Here is a 22333-nt window from a genome sequence, read left to right on the forward strand (position 1 = left end):
TTCCAGCGTTAGCGAAAGACTAAGGCTTAGAAGAAGCTTGCTTTCAGTTCAACACCGACAACGCGTGGATCATTCACGAAGCCTGTCAGGTTGTTGAAGTCGATACCACCGGTGATGCTTTCATCGTTGGTGATGTTACGGCCATAAGCAGCCACTTCGTAATCCACGCTGCCAGCAGTCCAGCGGTAACCGGCGCGCAAACCACCTTCCAGCAGGTAGTCGTCAGAGTATTCTTTAGACTCATACAGGAAGAAGTTTACTTTTGAACGATAAGCCCAGTCGGTGTACGCAAACAGTTCACCAGTTTCCAGCGGATAGGTGTACGCTGCGGTCATGTTGATGGTCCATTTTGGCGCGTGTGGCAGTGAGTTACCATCAATGATGGCGTTGCCAGTGGCATCCAATGGATCAGTCACGGTACAGCCGCTACCACAAGCTGCAATTGCTAAACCGCTGTCTTGGATTTCGGTTTTGTTGTAGCTCATACCAGCAGTCACTAAGAAGTTGCTAGTGATTGCAAATTGAGAATCCAGCTCTAAACCATAACCCACTGATTTATCAGCGTTGATCAAACGGTTGTAGTTGGCGCCACCACCTACTGCAGTCAGCTGTTGGTCATCTACTTGGTAGTAGAACACGTCAAAGTTGACGCGACCACGGTTGTCGAGGATGTCAGACTTGATACCCACTTCACCGCTGATCATGGTTTCTGAATCGGCAACAGTCACTTCATCACCGAACAGCAGACGACCTTGGATTGACGGGGCGCGGAAGCCTTTAGCCACACGAGCGTACAGGTTGGTATCTGCGTTCAGGGTGTAAACACCGCTGACGTCCCAGCTGATTTGACCATCAGAAGGGTTTTGATACAGCATTGCAGTTGGGCCTGCGCCAGCAGGTGATACTTCACGTTGGGCAACAAAGTCTTTGTCGTCGTGTGAGTAACGGATACCCGCAGTCATTTTGAAATCGTCAGTGACATCAAAGTCAAACGAGGTAAATACTGCCCATGCGGTGGTGTCTTGCTTTTGATAGGCGTAACCGTTTTCAGCGCCAGCTTCATCGTAGTTGAAGCTGTCGATGTTCAGGGTTTCATCAAAATAGAACAGACCTAATTGATAGTCTAAGCGACCCAGTTCATTACTGGCCAAACGCAGTTCTTGAGTGAACTGGTGATGCTTTGGCAATCCGTCAGCTGATTCTGAAGTGAATGGAATGAAACCTGGACCCATGGTTGGCATATAAGACGCGCCATAACCGCCGTCTACGTCTGCACGAGAATAGGCTTCAGCAGATTCGTAACCTGAGATAGAGGTCAGGGTGTGAGTACCGAAGTCATATTCCAACTTCAGGCTACCGCCTTTAACTTCAACAGATTGTTCAGCGCGGCTTGCCGCATCTTGGTAAACGGTGTCACGTGAGAAACCGTCAACAAAATCGTTAGTGCCTGATTTGATGATGTTAGCGCGGAACACGCGTGGCGTGCCGTCTAAGTCACGGTAGTGAGCATTCGCCAATGCAGAGAATTGGCTGTTCGGTTGCCACAACAGTTGCAGACGCGCTGCGCGGTCATGGTAGCCTTCTAATTGGTCGTTTTGTTCAAAGCCAGGTGCTTTGTTATCAACCCAGTCATCACGTTGTTGATCTAATACAGACAGACGGGCAGACAGGGTATCAGTCAGGCCACCACCGATAGCACCTTCGAGGTTTTGGGTGCCATAAGTACCGTAAGAGGCTTTGGCGTAAGCGCTGAATTCTTGTGTTGGTCGTTTAGAGTCGAACTTGATGATACCGGCGGTGGTGTTACGGCCGAATAGTGAGCCTTGTGGGCCACGCAGTACTTCAACACGTTCAACGTCAAATACAGGGAACCCTTTCAGAATTGGGTTTTCTTGAACCACTTCGTCATAAACCAAAGATACAGGTTGAGAAGCGTTCAAATCGAAATCTGTGTTACCCAAGCCACGAATATAGAAACGTGGGAAGGTACGGCCAAATGAAGATTCGATGGTCAAGCTCGGAATACGGGCTGACATGTAACGCACGTCTTGGCCTGATGCGCCCATCGCTTCTAAGGCGTCGCCTTTCAGGGCAGAGATGGATACCGGTACTTCTTGTGCGTTTTGGACGCGTTTTTGCGCGGTGACCAAAATACGCTCAAGCTTACCGTCATCTTGTTGTTCGGTGTCGGCCGCATATGCTAAGGAAGAGGTTGCAAGCAAAGCTGCCTGAATGCTCAGGAATAGCTTAGAGAAGTTGTTCATCATTAGGGTCTCTTTTTGGTTTGACGCTCAGTAAAGCGGCCACTTTTCTTATTTGAGGACGAAAGCAGTCCGCGATTGTGCGGCATTTTAACCGCATAGTTCTTTAGATGAAACTTAAATGTTTCAACATTGAAATATAACGGTTACTTTTCATTCAACAATGTGACCAATACCAATTTTTGAGCACTAAGTCGCATTTTTAGCGCAATTTGTAAGCAAATTGTGAATCGGTGGGACGACTTTAGTCGTAATTATTGCGTTGAAAAAAGCAACGGCGGTTCGACTTTTTATACCTAAATTTACCAATTGATAACAAATGTCTGCCTCGGTCTTTGGTTGGGAATTGGTGCAAATAATTAGTGATAAGCCATTGCTTTTTATTCAGAAACTATGGCCTAAAACAGTGCAAGTTAGTGGTATTGAGCGGCTAAATCAGCGGGTTGATTGCGAAATTGGCTGCAGATGGTCGAAATAAACTGAATTGCCGATTGGGACAAGATAAAAAGTGGTACAAGACAAAAAGTTAAGGGCACTTGGTGTTAGCCAAATGCCCTTAATGCGGAATTGAACGACGCTCTTTGCTTAACTGGCTTTTTCGTTAGCGCTACGGAAGTCCGCTTCAATGGTTTGCAAGCGTTCAAGGAACCCTTTCAGATGGTGATACATGGCTTGTGCCGCTGCATCTTCATCATTGGCAATTACTGCGTTAATCACTTCAAGGTGTAATCCTGCAGGGTGAATCACGTTAGTATCAGGTTCAAACTGATTGGTGATGCTGGCCAACACTTGCAATAAAGACTTAGTAATCCCCGCAAGAAAGCGGTTGTCGGTCATATCGGCTAATACGTGATGCACCTTTTGGCGCAATACCACAGTGTGCGGGTAGGCCAAGTTATCGCTTTCGTGACGATGGGCTTCCATCAGCAGTTCTGCATCTTTTTCAGTGCAGTTTCTTGCCGCTAAGCGTGCCACCATAGGCTCAATCAATAAACGCGCTTCACACAACTCAGTGAACGACAGCTTACCCATAAAAAAGAGGTCATTACAGGCGGATGTCATGCGTTCAAAGGTGATTGCTTTGACAAATGCGCCGCCAGTAGCACCTTGCTTGATTTCCACTAGGCCGCTTGCTTCTAGACCTTTAATTGCTTCGCGCACAACGGTACGACTCACCATAAACGATTCGATGAGTTCACGCTCAGAAGGTAATTTGCTGCCTGCTGGATAACTGCCGTCAAAAATTGCGGTGCGCAGTTGTTGAGCAACTTCGTCAGAAGCTTTTATCTGCTTAACCGGTTTAAAAGTTTCCAAAGACAAATCCTGAAGACGGAAAAGTGCATCCACTATACCACTATTCACTGCCTAATAAGTAGTAATCGAAATCACACTCCATGTATTTAATTTAACCTAAATCTCAATCACTTTTGGCTACATAAGACCTGCTAAAACAAGCGGTTACTAATTTAAGCTGTCAAAAAAAGGTGATCCACTAATCACTAATCAAGTTTTTTGTGATTGCGTTTTTAGAATCTTATTTAACTAATTTACGTTAAAAGCTAAATGTCATACGTTTAACATATGTTATTTAGTTATCGAAGCAAACAACCATGTCGAGATTAATCAAATTCCTTTCTATTTCTGCCTTAGCGCTGTCAGCCATGGCAATTAACGCTAATGCGGTTGAATTAAAAGGTAGCCATAAAGCAAACCAAGTTGCCTGTAAGTCTTGCCATACCAAAGGTATGAAAGAAGCGGGCACGATGGAAGGCTGCTTGAGCTGCCATAAGAGCTACGAAGCTGTGCGTGCACTGACCGAAGGCAAAGCCAACCTAGAAGTAAATCCACACATCGATGGCCACATGGGTGAACTCGACTGTACTGAGTGTCACCACGCGCACAAACCATCCAAGGCAGTTTGTAATGAATGCCATGGTTTCGATTTTGTTACTCCGTAAAAACCCCTCAAAGAGGTAAAAACAATGAAAAAAAGAACATTTGCCAAAACCGCACTCGCGTTGACGGCTGCTACGATGTTCAGTCTGCCAGCTTGGGCAACTATCAACATGGACACTGACGTTGTAGTTGTAGGTGCTGGCGCTTCAGGTATGGCTGCAAGCGTGCAAGCTGCTCAGCTTGGCGCCAAAGTGGTTACCCTGGAAAAACAAGCTAAGAACGGTGGTACCGGTAACTTCGCTGAAGGTATCTTCGCTTGCGAAAGTAGCATGCAACACCGTCAAGGCATCATTGTTACTAAAGAACAAGCGTTCAAAACCATCATGGACTACAGCCACTGGAAAGCTAACGCGCCATTGGTTTCTGCGTTCGTGAACAAGTCTGGTTCAACCATCGACTGGTTGAAAGACATGGGCGTGAAATTCGAATACATCGGCCCAGGCGGCCCAGGTGGCGTACTGACTTGGCACGTGATCGAAGGTCACTCTAAGGCAATGATCAAAACCTTTACTGAACAGTTGGACAAGTTAGGCGGCCAATTGCTGCTGAAAACTGCTGGTCATGAACTGATCACCGAAAACGGTAAAGTGGTTGGCGTTAAAGGTACAACTAAAGACGGCGAAGAGATCATTGTTCACGCTAAAGCAGTGATCATCTCTACAGGCGGTTACGCTAACAACAAAGAGATGATGGAAAAATACTCGCCATATCCAGACATGGTATTTATCGGTCAAATCGGTAAAGACGGTGACGGTATCAACATGGCGTGGAACGCTGGTGCCGCTGAAGAAGGCATTCACGTAATGCAATCTTATCGTCCAGGTTTGCCTGGCTATGCGCCAAACAACCAAATGATCGCAGCTGCTGTTCAACCTTACTTCTGGGTTGATCCAAAAGGTATTCGTTACACCGACGAATCTTCAGTGGTGTTGTGGCCATACGCCGGTAACGCGCTGGAACGTCTGGGTGGCAAAGCCTTCTCTATCTATGACGAAAACACCAAAAACATGTTCATCGACAAAGGTATCCATATGCCTTTGGGTGAATGGGTTATCGCCGGTACTAAGCTGACTGATCTGCCAAAAGAGCTGGATAAAGCGATTGCTAAGGGTGACGTAGTTAAAGCTAACACTATCCCTGAACTGGCAAAACAGCTGGGTATGGATCCAAAAGTACTGCAAGCCTCTGTTGATAAAAACAACGAAATGGCCGCAGCTCACGAAGACAACGAGTACTACAAGCAATCTGTATACCTGCGTTCAGTGGCTAAACCACCTTACTACGCAACTCGTCTGCAACCTCGTGCACTGGGCACCTTGGGCGGTGTGAAAATCAACGAACACACTCAAGCGATCAGCAAAACCACTGGTGAGCCAATCGATGGTCTGTTCGTGACTGGTAACGATGCTGGCGGTATCTACGGCGACAGCTACGACCTGATGTTAGGTGGTGGCACCTTAGGTTTCGCCGTTAACTCTGGCCGTATCGCGGCTGAGAGCGCAGTAAAATTCTACGTTAAAAAATAATACGTAGTGCGGGGTTAGGTGCCCGAGCTGGGTCGGGCGCTTAACTACCAATGCTTTGCTTAGTTGGATCTCTGGGTTGACCAGCTAAGCACAACACCCATGAACCCGCCTCAGGACGGATTCTTTGGGGGCTGCGGTTAACGCAGCAAGTAACACTTAGAAGGTTTCGAACGAACCTTTGCACCGGAAGTTACAACTATGAACAAAACATATCTTACCTTAGCCCTGTTGGCAGCGATGTCTGTTCCAGCAATGGCCGAAGAAACCACCACTATCGACAATATGTTCAGCAACGGAACCCTGACTGGTCAGTTCCGTATGTTTGACTTTACTCGTAGCTTCGACGGCAACACCAAAACTAACCACGACACCACCTTTGGTGGCATCTTCAAATACCGTACAGCGGAACTGAACGGCATTAAGTTTGGCGGCAGCTTTGCTTCTGCTAACCGCATGTTTGTGGATGAAAACCAAGGCGTATATGGCCTGCTGGGTCGTGAAGGCGGCAAACATTCAAATGTGAACCGCATGCAGGAATACTTTGTTGAGGGTAACTGGAATAACACCAATATTATTGTTGGTGCTCAAGAGCTGCGTACCCCAATGATGAACCCACATGACATCCGTGCGATCCCTCGTACTTTCCGTGGTGTGTCTGTGGTGAACAACAGTATCGACAACCTGAAACTGACCGGCTTGTATATCACCGACAGCATGGGTTGGAGCGATACAAGCTTTGTGTCAGTGAATCAAGCCGTTGCTGGTGAATTAGCCCGTGCGGGTATTCAAGCTAACGTGGCCGACAAGCCAGTTTATGCGCTGGGTGCGACCTATAAAGTACCAACAGGTTCTGCTGTTAAGCTCACGGCTGACCTGTGGGATTACCGCATGTCTGACGTGTTCAACGAAGTGTATGCCAAACTGGATCTGTCTGTGCCGGTTGGCGATGCTGAAGTGTACCTGACTCCGTCTTACCTGAAACAAAATTCAATCGGCGATGAAACTGCTAATGAATTAGATACCTACCAATGGGGTACTCACTTAGGTGTGAAATACGCCGGTGCGGATCTGACCTTGTTCTATGCGGAAACCGGTGATCACTCACTGTTGACCCCATGGGGCGACGAAAAAGTGGTGATTCAACAGGTATACCAATGTACTCGTGCAAAAGAAGACGTATATGCCGCGCAACTGAACTATGACTTTGGCAAAGTGGGTATCAACGGACTAAGCGCTTACGTGTTCTACGGCGACTATGATGTACCAACAGGTATGGGTCATGATTTCACTGAAACTGACTTCTCTGTGACCTATAAACTCGACCCTGTTATGAAAGGGCTGAGCACTCGCGTTCGTTACGCGATTGTCGATGTTGATGGTGGCGAAGATATCGACGACTTACGTCTGTTCGTTTACTACAACTTCAAACTAGGTAAGTAATTTCCTGATTGATGGCTTCGCCCACTGCTCCCGGGCGGGGCCGTCTTCTGCTGCTGATGTTCCCCTCGCGTTTTCCTGTTCGCTGTTTTCCTCTCTTAAATGACCCAACACTGTCGCGCGCTGGCTGACGGTCAATCGCCCTCATTGATGGTTAATGTCGATGTGGCACCGCCCATTGAACTCATAATCCAACTGCTTTTTTGCGCAGATTATCACTGTTTTTTAAAATGCTTTTATTTAATGCGCGTTATTAATGAATCACAGTTATTTAAATAATGTGATGCTTGGTGTTTATTGTATTTAAATTAATTATCAAATAGTGATATCTAATATGTGCAGTTTAATTTTTATAAGCGGCTATTAGCGTCATAAAAATATATATGCCCGTCACAGTTATTCAATTAAATGGTTTTAAAAGTAAAGCCTGCTATCTATCATACCTCTAATGTCATACATATTAGTTTATAAAAAATGATTTAAAAACATACCGTTATGTGTGTGTCTTATTAACTTTTTTGGCATATTTCAGATTTATATAGTGATAAGTATCAATTTTTTTGAAATTTTGAAATTAAGTTAGATGCGGGAACTCTTATTTAAACGATATTTAAATAAGAATTTTTGTTGAGTCAAATCTCAATTTTACAAAGTGACTTATAGATTTGGGGAAATAAGTCGACATTATTTAACATAGTAAGGTAAATGTTATGAAAGCAAGACACCTATTACTGCCATTTATTGTAACGCCACTGTGTTTAGCAATGTGGGGCTGTAACGACAGTGATAACGATAAAACAGCCGAAAAAGAAGTTTTGCCAATTTTGGGTGAGGCATCTCCAGCATCACTAAACAGCTGTGAAGATCTCACCAGCTTTAAATATGCCGACACCGTCATTACAGACGCGCACACCGTGGCTGCAGGTCCAATCGCTTACAACGCTACTGAATCTTACACTGCACCAGCACATTGTGTGATCACCGGTTATATGAATGATCGCACCGGTCGTGGTATTGCGGGTGACACGAATTATCGTATCGGTTTCGAAATGCGTCTGCCAGTGGATTGGAATGGTCGTTTCTACTATCAAGCTAACGGTGGTTTGGATGGTAGTGTGTCTAATGCCGTTGGTCGCTTTATGTCACCTAACGGTACAGATGCATCAGCGATCACTAAAGGCTTTGCGGTTATCAGCTCTGACGCGGGTCACGCTATTCCTGCACCAATGTTTGGTTTAGATCCACAAGCGCGCCAAGACTATGGCTACAATGCGGTTGCTGAACTGACGCCAATGGCTAAATCATTGATTGAAACCGCTTACGGCAAACAACCTGATCGCTCATACTTCGGTGGCTGCTCTAACGGCGGTCGTCACACCATGGTGGCCGCAACCCGTTTTGCCGACCAATATGATGGCTTCTTGGTGGGTAACCCAGGCTTTAACCTGCCTAAAGCCGCTGTTGACCAAATGTACGGTATTCAACAGTATGCATCTTTGGTTCATGTTGACCAAAACAACATCCTCACCAGTATTCAAAGTGCAATCACTAAAGAAGAGTTTGGTGTGGTATCTAAGGCGGTCGTCGCACAATGTGACGCGCTAGATGGTGCAGCAGATGGCATGATCAACGCCTTAGAAGCTTGCCAAATTGCCTTTGACTTTGATCGCGATGTCCCTGTGTGTTCTGGGGAACGTGATGGTACTTGTTTGACCCAAGCACAAAAAGAAGTGCTGGCAAACATTGCGGCTGGCGCGCATAACAGCGCAGGTGAAGAAATCTACACTAACTTCCCATATGATGCTGGTATGGGCACAGATGATTACTTCAACTGGGAATACTTCATGGCCATGATGCGTGACCCAGGTGCCGTCGCTTATATCTTCACAACGCCAGCAACCGTGCTGGGTAACACTGAAGCTGATGCGTATAACTTTATCATGAACTTCAGCATGGATAACGATGCGCCAAAAATCTATGCCACTGATGCCGCTAACGGTTTCACCGAAGCAGGTATGGACTTTATGCCACCGGTTGACCCAAGCGATATGAGCACTCTGCGTGCCCGCGGCGCAAAAATTCTGGCAGTACATGGTACTTCAGACCCAGTATTCTCAGTGCAAGACACCATCAACTGGTACAACGCACTGCAAGCTGAACACAGCAATCAAGCAGATGAATTTGCACGTTTGTACTTGGTGCCTGGCATGAACCACTGTGGTCGCGGTCCAACCACTGACAAATTTGATGCGTTAGATAAGTTGGTAACCTGGGTTGAAGACGGCACTGCGCCAGAAGAAATCGTGGCTTCAGTTCGTGCTAATAACGCCGAATTGCCAGCTGATTGGTCAACCTCACGTACTCGCCCATTGTGTCCATACCCACAAGTGGCAACTTACAACGGTACGGGCAGCATTGAAGATGCAGCCAACTTCAGCTGTAAAGTACCTGAGTAATCGCTGTTTGTTCTGATTGATTCTCTGCTAGTGAACAACCCTTTGGCAGCCTATTATTAGGCTGCCTTTTTTATTTTCCTGCAACAACCCTGCTAAATTACCGGCGATGAAATATTTCATAGGAATAATCAGCATTGTATTTTTATCAATTTATTTGTTGCTAATTTGTTATTTAGACTTAAGTTGACTTGTCATTTTAAATTTAATTTTCAGTTTTATATCTTTATGCAAAAGATTTTTTTAATTAATCATAAGATATATTTTTTAATTAGTTTATTTTGAATTTGATAAACATCACCTTTAACTCTTTAATATATTTTTCAGTTTGAAACTAACATTCTCAATTAGCGATGTTGATAAAAGTTGTTTTGATTTTATCTTGTTATTAATCAGTGTGTTAAAGTATTAGCCATGCTTGGCATGGTCCCTGCTATTACATCGATAAGGGAGAGGCGAGTCATTCAATGACTGCTGACTATCCCATAACAATAATAATGCTGTTGACTGGGGAAATAGCATTAATAGATAAGCAGATAAAGGACTATAGTCATGAAACACAAACATTTACTTTTGCCATTTGTTGTTACGCCATTATGTCTTGCTATGTGGGGCTGTAATGACAGCGATAATGACAAAACGGTTGAACAAAAAACTTTGCCAGTATTAACTGCGGCGCAACCTGCATCAATTAAAAGCTGTGAAGACCTAGCTGAGCAATTTAAATTCAATGAGACTTACATCACTGGCGCGACCACTGTAGCAGCTGGTGAAGTCTCTGCAGGCTTTAATGCGCCCGCTCACTGTTTAATCACAGGTTACATGAACCCTCGTAAAGGCCGTGGTGTTGATGACAAAGGCAACATCATTGAAGATGCAGACTACCAAATCGGGTTCGAAATGCGTCTGCCAGTGGATTGGAATGGCCGCTTCTATTACCAAGCCAACGGCGGTATGGACGGTTCAGTTGTGCCTGCAACCGGTAACTTTATGACCCCTAATGGCTCAGACGCTACCGCACTGCACAAAGGTTTTGCTGTTATCAGCTCTGACGCAGGTCACTCTGCAGCCCATGGTGCCGCTTTTGGTTTAGACCCTCAAGCACGCCGTGACTATGGCTACAACGCCGTTGCTGAACTGACACCAATGGCGAAATCGTTGATCGAAGCGGCTTATGGTAAGGCTCCCGATCGCTCTTACTTCGGTGGTTGCTCTAACGGTGGCCGTCACACTATGGTGGCCGCGACTCGTTATGCCGACCTATATGATGGTTTCTTAGTGGGTGACCCAGGTTTCCATCTGCCACAAGCGGCGGTATCGCAAGTGCTGGGTATTCAAAAATTCCTGACCCTGCTCGACAATGTAGATGAATCCAATGTTGAAGGTTCGTTGGCGACAGCCATCAACCGACAAGAATTGGGTGCGGTATCGAAAGCTGTTCTGCAACAATGTGATGCGTTAGATGGTGCAGCTGACGGCATGGTCAACGCGATTGAAGCGTGCCAAGTCGCCTTTGATTTGCAACGTGATGTACCAACCTGCAGCGGCGAACGTGATGGCACTTGCCTGACCACGGCTCAAAAAGATGTGCTGGCTGACTTTATGGCTGGTCCACACAACAGCGCTGGTGAAGCCTTATATACCAACATGCAGTACGATGCGGGTTTAGGTACTAACAATGTTATGGCGTGGTTCTATGGCGCAGCTTTCCACTTGTCAGTACCGTCAGTGTCAAGTGTATTTACCACGCCACCAACTTGGTTAAATGGCACGACGGCAGAGCTGTACGACTATGTTACTCACTTCTCTGCCGATACTGATGCCGCCACCATTTATGCCGAAGATGGCGATTACACCGAAGCGTCTATGACCTTTATGCCACCGGTTGATCCAAGCGATATGGGCACACTGCGTGACCGTGGCGCTAAACTGATCGCCGTACATGGCACCTCTGATCCTGTGTTCTACGCACAAGACACCATTAACTGGTACAACGATCTGCAAAAAGCTAACACCAACGAAGCGGGTGAGTTTGCGCGCTTGTACTTGGTGCCAGGCATGAACCACTGTGGTTACGGCCCTGCAACCGATAAGTTCGATGCATTAGATAAGCTGGTCACTTGGGTTGAAGAAGGTAAAGCACCAGAAGAAATTGTGGCTTCCGCCCGTGAAAACAACGCAGAACTGCCTGCGGATTGGTCGACTACACGTACTCGCCCATTGTGCCCATACCCAGAAATCGCAACTTACAACGGTACTGGCAGCATCGAAGATGCGGCGAGCTTCAGCTGTAAAGCGGCTGAGTAAGCAGCTAAGTAAGTACTTAGGTAAGTAGTAAAGTAAATTCCATCATTGTGAGTTGATGCTCCTTGGCAGTCCGCGTGCGGGCTGCCTTTTTATTTTTTCGATTTGGCCAAGTGATGCTGCTAAGTGGTGGATTTGGCTATCGCCGTTAGCGAAAGGGTTGATTTAGTGGTGGATTTGCTCGTTGCTGACCAACTGCTAATGGATAAATTGTTTAAAATCAGTAAATTAAATTTTGGCCTGATTTCTGCTTTACTCGGTGGGACTTGGTGCTTGTTCCTGAACGCAAGCAAGTGCCAAGGCTTCCCGACCGCAGGGCTCAATTTGAGCCCTGCACCTTTTCTGGCTCTCTGCCGAGTTGCTGCATTTTTCTTAGCTTCGCTTGCTGTTTTCTATCGCTTGGCTGCTTTCTAACGTTTGGCCAATTTTTAACAATTGGCTTGCTGCGCTGCAATTAATGAGAGCTTTTGTGCCCGCGTCAGCTGTTTCACCTGCCACTCACGTTGATGGGCGGTGCGTTTATCACCAATACATTCTTGATAGGCTAACTGCAGCGGCGCTCGGCCACGCAGATATTTTGCCGCCTTGGCGCCACCGGCTTGATGCTCGCTAACGCGCCGCGCCACATCGGTCGTTACTCCGGTATATAACTCGCCATCGCGGCAGCGGATCATATACAGATACCATACTTGGGTCGTTTGGCTGACGGACTGAGACGCCATGCTGTCACTCTTGCCTGCATTGTTATCAGCCACCTCAACCGTGTTTACCGCTTCAGTCATTAATGCCCAACAGTTTTAAGAAGAAGGCATATTCCAACGCGGTATCTTCATAACGGCGATAACGGCCACTCTTGCCGCCGTGGCCTGCTTCCATATCCATATTGAGTAGCAGCAGATTGTCATCGGTTTTGTAATCGCGCAGTTTCGCTACCCACTTGGCCGGTTCAAAGTACTGCACTTGTGAGTCGTGCAGGCCACTAGTCACCAACAAGTTGGGGTAGGCTTGGCGCTTAACATTGTCGTATGGAGAGTAACTCAGCATGTAATCAAAATAGCTTTGCTGATTTGGATTACCCCACTCGTCATACTCATTGGTGGTGAGCGGAATTGACTCATCCAGCATGGTGGTCACCACATCCACAAATGGTACATGGGCAGCGATGGCGAGATACAGCTCGGGCGCTTGGTTGGCGACTGCGCCCATCAACAAGCCACCGGCACTGCCACCTGCTGCCACAACTTTGCCTGCCGCAGCGTATTTCTCAGCCACTAAGCCACGGGTGACATCTTCAAAGTCATTGAAGGTGTTTTGCTTGTGCAGCAGCTTGCCGTCTTCATACCACGCCCGGCCAAGGGTTTCGCTGCCACGCACATGAGCAATCGCGTACACCACACCGCGGTCGAGCAAACTGATGACTGCATCATCAAAGTCGGGGTCGATGACGATGCCGTAAGAACCATAACCGTAGACATAGAGTGGGTTAGTGCCATCGTGGCGGAATTTATCTTTGCGATACACCAGAGTGACCGGGACTAACGTGCCATCGCGGGCGGTAATCCGCAGCCGCTCGCTTTGATAATTGCGGCGATCAAAGCCGCCCAGCACTTGGCGTTGTTTGATCAGCGTGCGTTTGCCCGGCTGGTCTAAATCGTACAGATAGGTTGAGTCTGGCGTGGTAGGGCTGGAGTAGCGCACGCGCAACTCGCGCGCATGTTGATTGAGGTTCACGCCAAGGCCGACCACATACGCTGGATCGTCAAACCGCAGTTCATAACCATTGTTCGGGTTCGCGGCAGGGTAGACCACCACATGGGTGAGGCCATTTTCGCGCGTTTGCAGAATGAGGAAGTTATCCAGCACCAGCACTTCTTCAAGCAGCACATCAGGATTGTGCGGGATCACCTCTTGCCACTTGCGCTTGTCGCTGGCATACGCGGTGTTGACCTTCATCAAGCGGAAGTTGTCCGCCTGCCAGTTGGTTAAAATATAGTAGTCATTCCCGTGCTTAACGATTTGATATTCAATTCCTTCTTCACGAGGGGTGACTACCTGAAAATTGCCGAGCGGCGCGCTGCTATCGAGCACCAGCACTTCGCTGGTGGTGGTACTTTCACAGGACAGTACGATGCGGCTTTCATCTAAACTGCTGCCAAGGCTGATGTAATAGGTATCATCTTTTTCTTCATACACCAGTTGGTCTTGGGTTTGCGGTGTGCCCAACTTGTGGCGGAACACTTGATAGCCGAGTAAGGTTTGCGGATCTTTGGCGATGTAGAACAGATAGCGATTATCTTTGCTCCATGCCAAGCCGGCTCCATCGACATTTTGCAGCACGTCGTCCAGCAACTTGCCGGAGTTCAGGTCTTTAATCTGCACTGTGTAGATGCGGCGACTGAGGGTATCTTCAGCAAAGGCCATCAGCTGTTCATTTGGGCTGAGAGTGACATCGCCTAAGGTGTAAAACTCGTGGCCTTGGGCGCGCTCATTACTGTCGAGAAGCAGTTGCGCCGGGCCATTGAGTGAATCTGCCCGTTCTAATAAGGGGTATTCTTTACCGGCTTCATAGCGACGTGAATACCAATGGCTATGCCACTTATAAGGCGCTGAACTTTCGGCCGGATTGAGCCGTGCGGTCATCTCGTCAAACAGCTTCGCTTTCAGCCCATTAAAAGGTTTGAGCTTTTCTGCGGTGTAGTTGTTTTCCTGCTTCAGGTACTCCAGCACCTTAGGATCTGAACGGCTATCATCACGCAGCCAATAGTAGTCATCAGTACGGGTCACGCCGTGAATCGTCAGCTGATGGGGAATTTTGTTGGCCACAGGTGGGACAACCGGTTGCTCTGCTTTCATGGTATTTGCACATCCACACAGCCATAAAGATAAGGCTATCAGTCCAAAGGGGCGTATCTGTTTCATGAGTTCCTTTCCGCTATCAGTGCCGATGATGTTGGCGTTTGACCGTTAGCAATTAGGCCTCTTGAACCAGACATCAGGCCATTAATCTCTATAGTGACAAGAAGCGCTACTGCATCGCAAGTGTTGCGTAATAATTGTGATTCAAGCTGTTGTTATTTATCTGCTTAAGGCGCATGATCTTCATCGAGCTGAGCTATCAGCCACTATTCTCAGGGCGGGGTGCAATTCCCCACCGGCGGTAAATTATGCGGTCAAAAAACCGCATAAAAGCCCGCGAGCGCTCGGCGTTGCCGAGGACAGCAGATCTGGTGCCATCAATTCTTGTTGATTATTCCAGAGCCGACGGTGTTGCCAATCTTTGATTGGTTCAGTCCGGATGAGAGAGAATATGACCATTGATACGCAAGTGCTGCTTGAGCCTTGCACGATCAAGGTGCTGCGATTTTGTCGCGGCATCGTGCCATCTCTTTTTAGCCCTGATTCTGTAAAAACCATGTATTTTATAAGGACTTTTACCATGAATCAGTCTCTACTTACAGCTTTTGGTAACCCGCTTGAACGGGTAGAAAACGCGCTTGCCGCATTACGTGACGGTAATGGGGTGCTGGTGGTCGACGATGAAGACCGCGAAAACGAAGGCGATATGATTTTTGCCGCCGAAACCCTGACGACCAGCCAAATGGCACTGTTAATCCGCGAAGGCAGCGGCATTGTTTGTTTGTGTTTAACCGATGAACGCGCCAACCAACTCAACTTAGCCCCGATGGTACAAGATAACTCCAGCCAATTTGGCACCCCGTTTACCGTAAGCATTGAAGCCAAACATGGGGTGACGACTGGCGTTTCTGCCACCGATCGGGTCTCCACCATCAAAACCGCGATTGCTGATAACGCCAAACCCGACGACTTAGCCCGTCCAGGCCATGTGTTCCCACTGCGCGCTCAAGCCAACGGTGTATTTGCTCGCCGTGGTCATACTGAAGCCACCATCGATTTGATGAAACTGGCGGGGCTCAAACCTGCTGGCGTACTGTGTGAAGTTACCAATGAAGATGGCACGATGGCGCGTCTGCCCGGCATTATCGCCTTTGGTGAACGCCACAATATGCCGGTACTGAGCATTGAAGATATTGTGGCTTACCGCCAATCGCTATTGGCTGCCGCTGTTTAGCTTTGTTGATTGTTATTGGTTGATTGTCATTGGCTGATGGCTATTTGATATTCGTCAGCTGCAGATAGGCTGTTATTGAGGGCGATTGAGGTTTTAGTCGCCCTCGCTCACATTGGCTTGCACGACATCAGGTTAGAAACAAACCTGATCCCAAACGAACAAATTCCTCGGGTTGTATGCGCGTTTCCGTTCAGCGTGGCATAATAGCCCGCAATTCGTCCTTCAAGCACACTGAGGTTGTTTATGTCCAAACCACAGGACCCTTGCGCTCAACCGACTTTGCTTCATCCAGATGAAGCCCTGCCAAAACTGTTACAACAAGTGACGCCGATTGAAGACACAGAAGCGGTGGCGCTGGCTGATGCTCTCGGTCGCGTACTGGCTGAAGATCTCACCAGCAGCATTGAAATGCCGCCGTTTGATAACTCAGGTATGGATGGTTACGCCTACCGCTTTGCTGATCTGCCTGAAGCGGGCACGTTAAAATTGATTGGCCGCTCGTTTGCAGGGCATCCGTTTAGCGGCGAATTTGAGCCGGGCAGTTGTATTCGCATCATGACTGGTGCTGAAGTGCCGGCAGGCTATGATACGGTGCAGATGCAGGAATATGCACAAGTTGACGGTGACCTCATCACCCTTGATCCCTGTAAGCAACGTGGTGAAAACGTGCGTCTTCGTGCCGGTGAATTGGCGATGGGTCAAAAAGTGCTGACCGCGGGCAGCTTGATCCGCGCCGCCGAAATGGGCGTTATCGCCACAATCGGTTTACCGGCGGTCAGTGTCTATCGTCGAGTTAAAGTGGCCTTTTTTAGCACCGGTGATGAGTTGCGGCCACTGGGCAGTGAGCTGCAACCGGGGCAGATTTATGATTCCAACCGCTATGCCATCAAAGGGCTATTAGAGCGTTTAGGTGTGGAGTGGATTGATCTCGGCGTGATTAAAGACGACCGCGAATCGATTCGTGATGCCTTCCGTGAAGCAGCAGCGCGGGCAGATATGGTGCTGACCTCGGGCGGCGTCTCTGTGGGGGAAGCCGACTTTACCAAGCAAGTGTTGGATGAAGAGGGCAAAATCACCTTCTGGAAGCTGGCGATGAAGCCGGGCAAACCGTTTGCAATGGGGCATATTGGTAACGCGATTTTCTGCGGCTTACCGGGTAACCCAGTGTCGACCATGGTGACTTTCTACAAATTGGTGTTGCCAATTCTGCATAAACTGCAAGGAATGCAGGCGGTAACGCCGTTGCAACTGCAAGCCACCCTCACCAGCGCCATTGGCAAAAAGCCTGGCCGTGTTGAATATCAACGGGGCATTTTAAGCCGCGCAGCGGACGGCAGTTTGAGTGTTTGTACCACAGGTTCACAAGACTCGTCGCAACTCAGTTCGATGCATTCTGCCAACTGCTTTATCGTATTGGAGCAGATGCAGGGCAGTGTTGCCGCAGGCAGTGTGGTGACGGTTGAACCCTTCACCTCCGTATTGTGTTAATCGCCAAAGGTAAAAGCGAATGGATGAGATCCTGTCTGACAGTGAACTGATGCGCTACAGCCGTCAGATCTCCCTCAAAGGAATGGACATTGACGGGCAGGAGTTGCTCAAACAGGCGCGAGTATTGATGATCGGTGCCGGTGGTCTAGGATGTACTGCGGCCTTGTATCTGACCGTTGCGGGCATCGGCCACCTTACCTTGGTAGATTTTGATACGGTTGATGTGTCTAACTTGCAACGGCAAGTGCTGCATACCGACGCGAATGTCGGTCAGGCCAAGGTGGATTCTGCCAAAGCCAGTTTGCTGCAGCATAATCCTCATTTGAGCATCGACACTATTAACGCGGTACTTGATGACCCCGAGATCGATGCCTTAGTGGCGCAGCACACTATCGTGGTGGATTGCACCGACAACCTGATGGTACGCAACCAGCTAAATCAGGCCTGCTTTAATCACAAGGTGCCGTTAGTCTCGGCGGCGGCGATCCGCATGGAAGGCTTAATCACTGTATTCAACTATCAAGCCGAACAACCTTGTTATCACTGTTTCTCCAGCTTGTTTGGTGAGCAGCAGTTAAGCTGCGTTGAAGCGGGGATTCTCGCCCCCGTGGTTGGCATGATGGGCTGCCTCGAAGCGACGGAAGCTATCAAGGTGATCACTGGCATGGGCAAACCGCTGTATGGCCGGATTTTGATGGTTGATGCGATGACTATGGAGTTTCGCGAGATGAAGCTGCCCAAGCAGCCAAATTGCGCGGTGTGTAGTCAGTAGAACGCGCGTCAGTAAATATGGATTGAACCTTGAAGGTCGCGCTCGCGGCCTTTTTGATTTGCGGTAATCGCCCAAAAACAACAGCTCCCGCAGGAGCTGTTGTTATTCGTGGCGCCAGACCGGTTATTTTTTAGCGATTGCGGCCAGTACCTGATCCAATACTGCGGCAGCATTATTGGCAACGTCGTCACCACAAGCTTTACGCATCTGCTCAACGAAGGTTTTCAGTTGTGCTGGCGTAATGCCGTTGTTCATGCTGATAAAGTAGTGGGAGCCCAATTGGCTGTTCAGGCCTTTCACGTTCGCCAGTGCGGCAATGGTGGCAATTTCACGGTCTTGCCATGACAACACACCACGCTCAAAAATATCACCGAACAGGTGCGCTTTAAGGTATTCATCAATGGCAGGAGCGAAATCAAACAGCGCGCCTTTCACTTCTTGACCGATCAATTTGGTTTGGTTGGCGCCACCAATTTCTAGGCTAGATTTACCCGTCGGGATTGGGGTGCCGGCTGTGCCTTCAGTATCGTTAATCCCTTTGCTTTTACGTTCTTCGAGCACTTTCATAAAGGTGCCGAGCGCATTTAAGCTGCGTGGAAAACCGGTGTAGGCATACATTTGTACCAACACTTCTTTAATTTCATTAACGGTCAGCCCTGCATCTAGGCCAGCATTTAAGCTCGCTTGCAGCTGTTCAATTTCCCCGTTGGCTGTGTGAGCGGCAATAGGAATAATCGCTTGTTCTCTTGGGGTAAAATCAGATTTCATGGCGTGCGCCTCCGTTACGCTGAATATGGTAATGAATAGCAAAATCAAACTGCTAAGCAACTTAGGCATCTTCATAAAATTTCCTTTTACTGCGTGGTAAACGCTGTCATGGAGACAGCCTGAGTGAAGTCTTGTCAGAGGTATCACTATACTGCGTTCACGACGACAGCGTTAGCCTATTGATGGCGAATACTTGCCTAAATTTCCAGCTGGTAAGAATGTTTGTTTTGCTGGTGGGGTTTAGTTTAAGGGAACGATAATTTTCATATATTGAATTAATCCAATGTTTTATAACAATTAAAATTTATTAATCTCAAGTTCAGTTAAAAATCACCGAACGATAACAGAATTGTAACTGAATGAAGCATGGTCAATGGATTGCTTAATAATCTTTACATCGGCTTGGGGAATATTGGACACTGATGTCATACTAAGCTGGCGTAGCAGCGGTGATTCGCCGTGGCTATGGTTGGTGTTGAACGTGATTTTAGAGTTGGGTGACTGAACAGATGGCAACTGAAACACTCGCATTTACTGCCCATAATGACAGTGCGCACACACTGGCAAACCTGATTGCGCAGCACAGCGTGGATCGGCACAACATTGAGACGCCAATTGATGGACTGTTTCTTGGCCGCTGGAGTACACCCACACCGCCAGTAAGTTATACCCACCGCTCTTGCATCTGTTTGATTGCCCAAGGCAGCAAGCAGGTGGTGCTCGGCGAACAAAGCTATGTGTATGATCCGCTGCATTGCTTGGTCTCGTCAGTCGAGTTACCCGTGGTGGCCAATATTATCGAGGCCAGTGAAGCGAAACCCTATTTGGGCTTGTCGCTCGATCTGGATCTGGCCGAGATTTCACAGCTGATCAGCGCTGGTGAATTTAGCTTTAATCACAATAAACAACCACATGCTGGCTTGTCGCTGGGCAAAATTTCCCCCGCGTTAATGGATGCCTTTATTCGCTTGGTGTCATTACTGAATGAACCCGACAGCATCAAGGTGCTTGGGCCGATGATTAAACGGGAAATCTATTTTCGGCTGTTGAACAGCGAGCAGGGCGCACGTATCAGTCAGATTGTGGCGACTGAAAGCCACAGCCATCAAATCACTCATGCGATTAACTGGCTCAAACGTCATTATTCACAACCGTTGAATATTGGCGAATTGGCGGCAGATTCCGGTATGAGCAAGTCGGCGTTTTATACCCACTTTCGCGCCATCACCTCGATGACACCGTTGCAGTTTCAGAAGAAGTTACGCCTCAGCGAAGCGCGGCGGTTGATGCTGACCGAAAACCTCGATGCGATGTCGACCAGTTTTCAGGTTGGCTATGAAAGCCCATCACAGTTCAGCCGTGAATATCGGCGTCAATTTGGTGCGCCGCCGCTGACCGATATTCGCAAACTTAAAGAAAGCGACGCGGCTTAAACAATCCACTCGCTCATCACCACATGGGTTTTGATTTTGCTAATGGCAGGATGGGCGTCGATCTGCTCGCGAATTTGATGAAGCCGCTGCATGGTTGGGGTTTTGACAAACACCAATAAATCCATCTCGCCAGAAATGCCATGACAGGTGAGTACTTCTGGCAAGGCGCGGAATAGATGGGCGATTTCAGCGCAGCTCTTGCATTGGTGTTGGATCTCGAAATAGGCACTGACGCCGTCTTTTTGCGATTCACTCAACATCACTTGATAGCCACGAATAACGCCAGTTTGTTCCAACTTTTTGATCCGTTCCGACACGGCGCTGCGAGACAAACCCACTTCGTCCGCTATGGTCGAAACGCTGCTACGCGCGTTTTGGCGGAGCGCGGCAATAATCGCTTGATCAAATTTATCCATTTGCAATCAGCATCCACTGGCAAGTTAGCTAAGGCCGACAAATCGTCGGCGTGAAGCGCAATATTCACGGCAAATTCACACGGATCGCGCTGCGCGAAACCGTTATACTGCCGGTAATTGTTATCGCACTTAATGTATCAAATGACTGCAACTTCAGGAACCATCGGCCGCTGGCAGGGCGCCGGACTTATGGCCACCACGCTCTTGGGCACAGGTGTATTTATTCTGCCGCAGATGACCATTGATATCGCGGGCGCAGGGGCGCTATTGGCCTGGGGCTTATTAACCTTGGCCATTATTCCCATCGCCCTAGTGTTTGCGCGCCTTGGCAGCAAATACGCCCATGCGGCTGGCCCAGCTTATTTTGTCGAACAGGCATTTGGCCGCTTACTTGGGCGAGCCATCGGACTGTGTTTTCTGTTGATTGTACCGATTGGCGCGCCCGCCGCTATTCTGATGACCATGCAGTTTATCAACGCCTTGGTGCCGATTTCCGGTTGGGTAGAAGTGAGTTGCGAGCTGGCAGTATTGCTGTTGCTGTTGGTGGTCAATTTGCGCGGTATTCAAGTGTCTGCTAAAGCGCAATTGCTGCTGACCTTGGCGATGGCGGCGGTGGTTATCGCCATGTGTCTATCTGGCATTATCCATCCGGCGCTTGATGGCGGTTTGCAACGCGCCGATGTTGAAATCCCGACCATGCTCAAGGCGTTTGGTATCGCCTTTTGGAGTTTTCTCGGGATTGAGGCGATGACCCATCTGTCGGCGGATTTTCGTCGTCCTGCGCAAGATCTGGTGCCGGCGATGATGACCGGCACTGTGCTGGTGGGCGCTATCTATTTGGCGTGTAGTTGGTTGCTGTTGCAAACCGACACCGATGCGCCAGTGGCGATGATGGGCGCGTTTGATACCTTGCTTGGGGGTTATGGTGCGGCAGTGATTGGCGGATTGGGGATTGCGTCTGGGCTGGCAACGGTTAACGTTTACAGCGCCAGTGTTGCGCGTTTGCTGTGCAGTTTTAGTGAGCAGGGTATTTTGCCCGGTTGGTTTAAACAGCGGAATCAATATCAAGTGCCGGTGCGCGCGTTGGCCATAGTCTTACTGGTGATGGCAGGCGTCATCGTGATCAACTATGTTGCTGATGTCAGCTTGGAGCAGCTGCTCTCATGGGCGAACGGTGTGTTTGTCGGTATCTATCTGTTGTCGATGTTAGCGGCGCTCAAGCTGCTTGATAAATCGGCTCGGCCATTAGCTTTATTCAGTAGCACTGTGTGTTTGTTGCTGGCCTATTCGCTTGGTAGTGCGATGATCTACGCCATAGTTTTGTTGGTGGTGCTGTTGGTTTTGCTGTGGTGGCAACAACGGATTAAACAACGCCGCGCCCCCACGCAACATCCTTGTTAGTGAGTTATTTTTAAACAGCGTAAAAAAG

Annotated in this window: 17 protein-coding genes and 1 riboswitch; of the genes, 11 read left to right on the forward strand and 6 right to left on the reverse strand. The window is 48.3% G+C overall.

Going from position 1 to position 22333, the window contains the following annotated elements:
- Positions 1-26: 26 nt before the first annotated feature.
- Together JYB87_RS00980 and JYB87_RS00985 are read right to left on the reverse strand one after the other, a co-directional pair.
- Positions 27-2267 carry a TonB-dependent receptor gene (locus JYB87_RS00980; protein ID WP_407695825.1) on the reverse strand — a complete coding sequence of 747 codons (2241 nt, stop codon included), beginning with the start codon at positions 2265-2267 and terminating at the stop codon, positions 27-29.
- A 579-nt stretch (positions 2268-2846) separates the two neighbouring features.
- Positions 2847-3575 (reverse strand): FadR/GntR family transcriptional regulator, encoded by a 729-nt coding sequence (locus JYB87_RS00985; RefSeq protein ID WP_207355068.1) that lies wholly within the window; start codon positions 3573-3575, stop codon positions 2847-2849.
- A 296-nt stretch (positions 3576-3871) separates the two neighbouring features.
- Here JYB87_RS00985 and JYB87_RS00990 point away from each other — a divergent pair, with 296 nt between their 5' ends.
- The 6 genes from JYB87_RS00990 to JYB87_RS01015 all read left to right on the forward strand — a co-directional run bounded on the left by JYB87_RS00990 (position 3872) and on the right by JYB87_RS01015 (position 12351).
- On the forward strand, positions 3872-4219 hold the full coding sequence (locus JYB87_RS00990; RefSeq protein ID WP_207355069.1) for a cytochrome c3 family protein: 348 nt from the start codon (positions 3872-3874) through the stop codon (positions 4217-4219).
- Positions 4220-4243: 24 nt separating this feature from the next.
- On the forward strand, positions 4244-5743 hold the full coding sequence (locus JYB87_RS00995; protein WP_207355070.1) for an FAD-dependent oxidoreductase: 1500 nt from the start codon (positions 4244-4246) through the stop codon (positions 5741-5743).
- Between the two features lie 198 nt (positions 5744-5941).
- Entirely contained in the window at positions 5942-7183 is a 1242-nt protein-coding gene (locus JYB87_RS01000; protein ID WP_207355071.1) for an OprD family outer membrane porin, read from the forward strand.
- A 707-nt stretch (positions 7184-7890) separates the two neighbouring features.
- Positions 7891-9636, forward strand: coding sequence for a tannase/feruloyl esterase family alpha/beta hydrolase (locus JYB87_RS01005; RefSeq protein ID WP_207355072.1), 1746 nt, complete (start codon positions 7891-7893; stop codon positions 9634-9636).
- 549 nt (positions 9637-10185) lie between these two features.
- Positions 10186-11940 carry a tannase/feruloyl esterase family alpha/beta hydrolase gene (locus JYB87_RS01010; RefSeq protein ID WP_207355073.1) on the forward strand — a complete coding sequence of 585 codons (1755 nt, stop codon included), beginning with the start codon at positions 10186-10188 and terminating at the stop codon, positions 11938-11940.
- Between the two features lie 132 nt (positions 11941-12072).
- Complete coding sequence (locus JYB87_RS01015; protein WP_207355074.1) at positions 12073-12351, forward strand: hypothetical protein; 279 nt, start codon at positions 12073-12075, stop codon at positions 12349-12351.
- 14 nt (positions 12352-12365) lie between these two features.
- Here the strand turns inward: JYB87_RS01015 and JYB87_RS01020 are convergent, their stop codons facing one another.
- Both JYB87_RS01020 and JYB87_RS01025 read right to left on the reverse strand, forming a co-directional pair.
- Positions 12366-12719, reverse strand: coding sequence for a GIY-YIG nuclease family protein (locus JYB87_RS01020; RefSeq protein ID WP_207355075.1), 354 nt, complete (start codon positions 12717-12719; stop codon positions 12366-12368).
- Positions 12712-14856 carry a S9 family peptidase gene (locus tag JYB87_RS01025; RefSeq protein ID WP_407695826.1) on the reverse strand — a complete coding sequence of 715 codons (2145 nt, stop codon included), beginning with the start codon at positions 14854-14856 and terminating at the stop codon, positions 12712-12714. Before JYB87_RS01025 ends, JYB87_RS01020 begins: the two co-directional genes overlap by 8 nt.
- Positions 14857-15057: 201 nt before the next feature.
- A riboswitch (FMN riboswitch) is annotated at positions 15058-15248 on the forward strand.
- Positions 15249-15373: 125 nt separating this feature from the next.
- Between JYB87_RS01025 and ribB the strand changes: the two genes are divergently transcribed.
- The 3 genes from ribB to moeB all read left to right on the forward strand — a co-directional run bounded on the left by ribB (position 15374) and on the right by moeB (position 18287).
- Positions 15374-16027, forward strand: coding sequence for a 3,4-dihydroxy-2-butanone-4-phosphate synthase (gene ribB / locus JYB87_RS01030; RefSeq protein ID WP_207355076.1), 654 nt, complete (start codon positions 15374-15376; stop codon positions 16025-16027).
- 243 nt (positions 16028-16270) lie between these two features.
- On the forward strand, positions 16271-17515 hold the full coding sequence (moeA, locus tag JYB87_RS01035) for a molybdopterin molybdotransferase MoeA (RefSeq protein ID WP_207355077.1): 1245 nt from the start codon (positions 16271-16273) through the stop codon (positions 17513-17515).
- Positions 17516-17534: 19 nt separating this feature from the next.
- On the forward strand, positions 17535-18287 hold the full coding sequence (gene moeB, locus JYB87_RS01040; protein ID WP_207355078.1) for a molybdopterin-synthase adenylyltransferase MoeB: 753 nt from the start codon (positions 17535-17537) through the stop codon (positions 18285-18287).
- A 123-nt stretch (positions 18288-18410) separates the two neighbouring features.
- Here moeB and JYB87_RS01045 read toward each other — a convergent pair whose 3' ends face one another.
- Positions 18411-19055, reverse strand: coding sequence for a carboxymuconolactone decarboxylase family protein (locus JYB87_RS01045; protein WP_207355079.1), 645 nt, complete (start codon positions 19053-19055; stop codon positions 18411-18413).
- Positions 19056-19564: 509 nt separating this feature from the next.
- On the opposite strand from JYB87_RS01045, the gene JYB87_RS01050 reads away from it, so the two are divergent.
- A complete protein-coding gene (locus tag JYB87_RS01050; RefSeq protein ID WP_207355080.1) occupies positions 19565-20488 on the forward strand; it encodes an AraC family transcriptional regulator in 924 nt (307 codons plus the stop codon).
- Here JYB87_RS01050 and JYB87_RS01055 read toward each other — a convergent pair.
- Positions 20485-20904 (reverse strand): Lrp/AsnC family transcriptional regulator, encoded by a 420-nt coding sequence (locus JYB87_RS01055; RefSeq protein ID WP_207355081.1) that lies wholly within the window; start codon positions 20902-20904, stop codon positions 20485-20487. The two genes, JYB87_RS01050 and JYB87_RS01055, sit on opposite strands and share 4 nt — an antisense overlap.
- Before the next feature lie 141 nt (positions 20905-21045).
- On the opposite strand from JYB87_RS01055, the gene yjeH reads away from it, so the two are divergent.
- Positions 21046-22305, forward strand: a complete 1260-nt coding sequence (yjeH, locus tag JYB87_RS01060; protein WP_207355082.1) for an L-methionine/branched-chain amino acid transporter — start codon at positions 21046-21048, stop codon at positions 22303-22305.
- Positions 22306-22333 lie beyond the last annotated feature (28 nt).

The organism is Shewanella avicenniae, from assembly GCF_017354945.1.
GTDB classification, from domain to species: Bacteria; Pseudomonadota; Gammaproteobacteria; order Enterobacterales; family Shewanellaceae; genus Shewanella; species Shewanella avicenniae.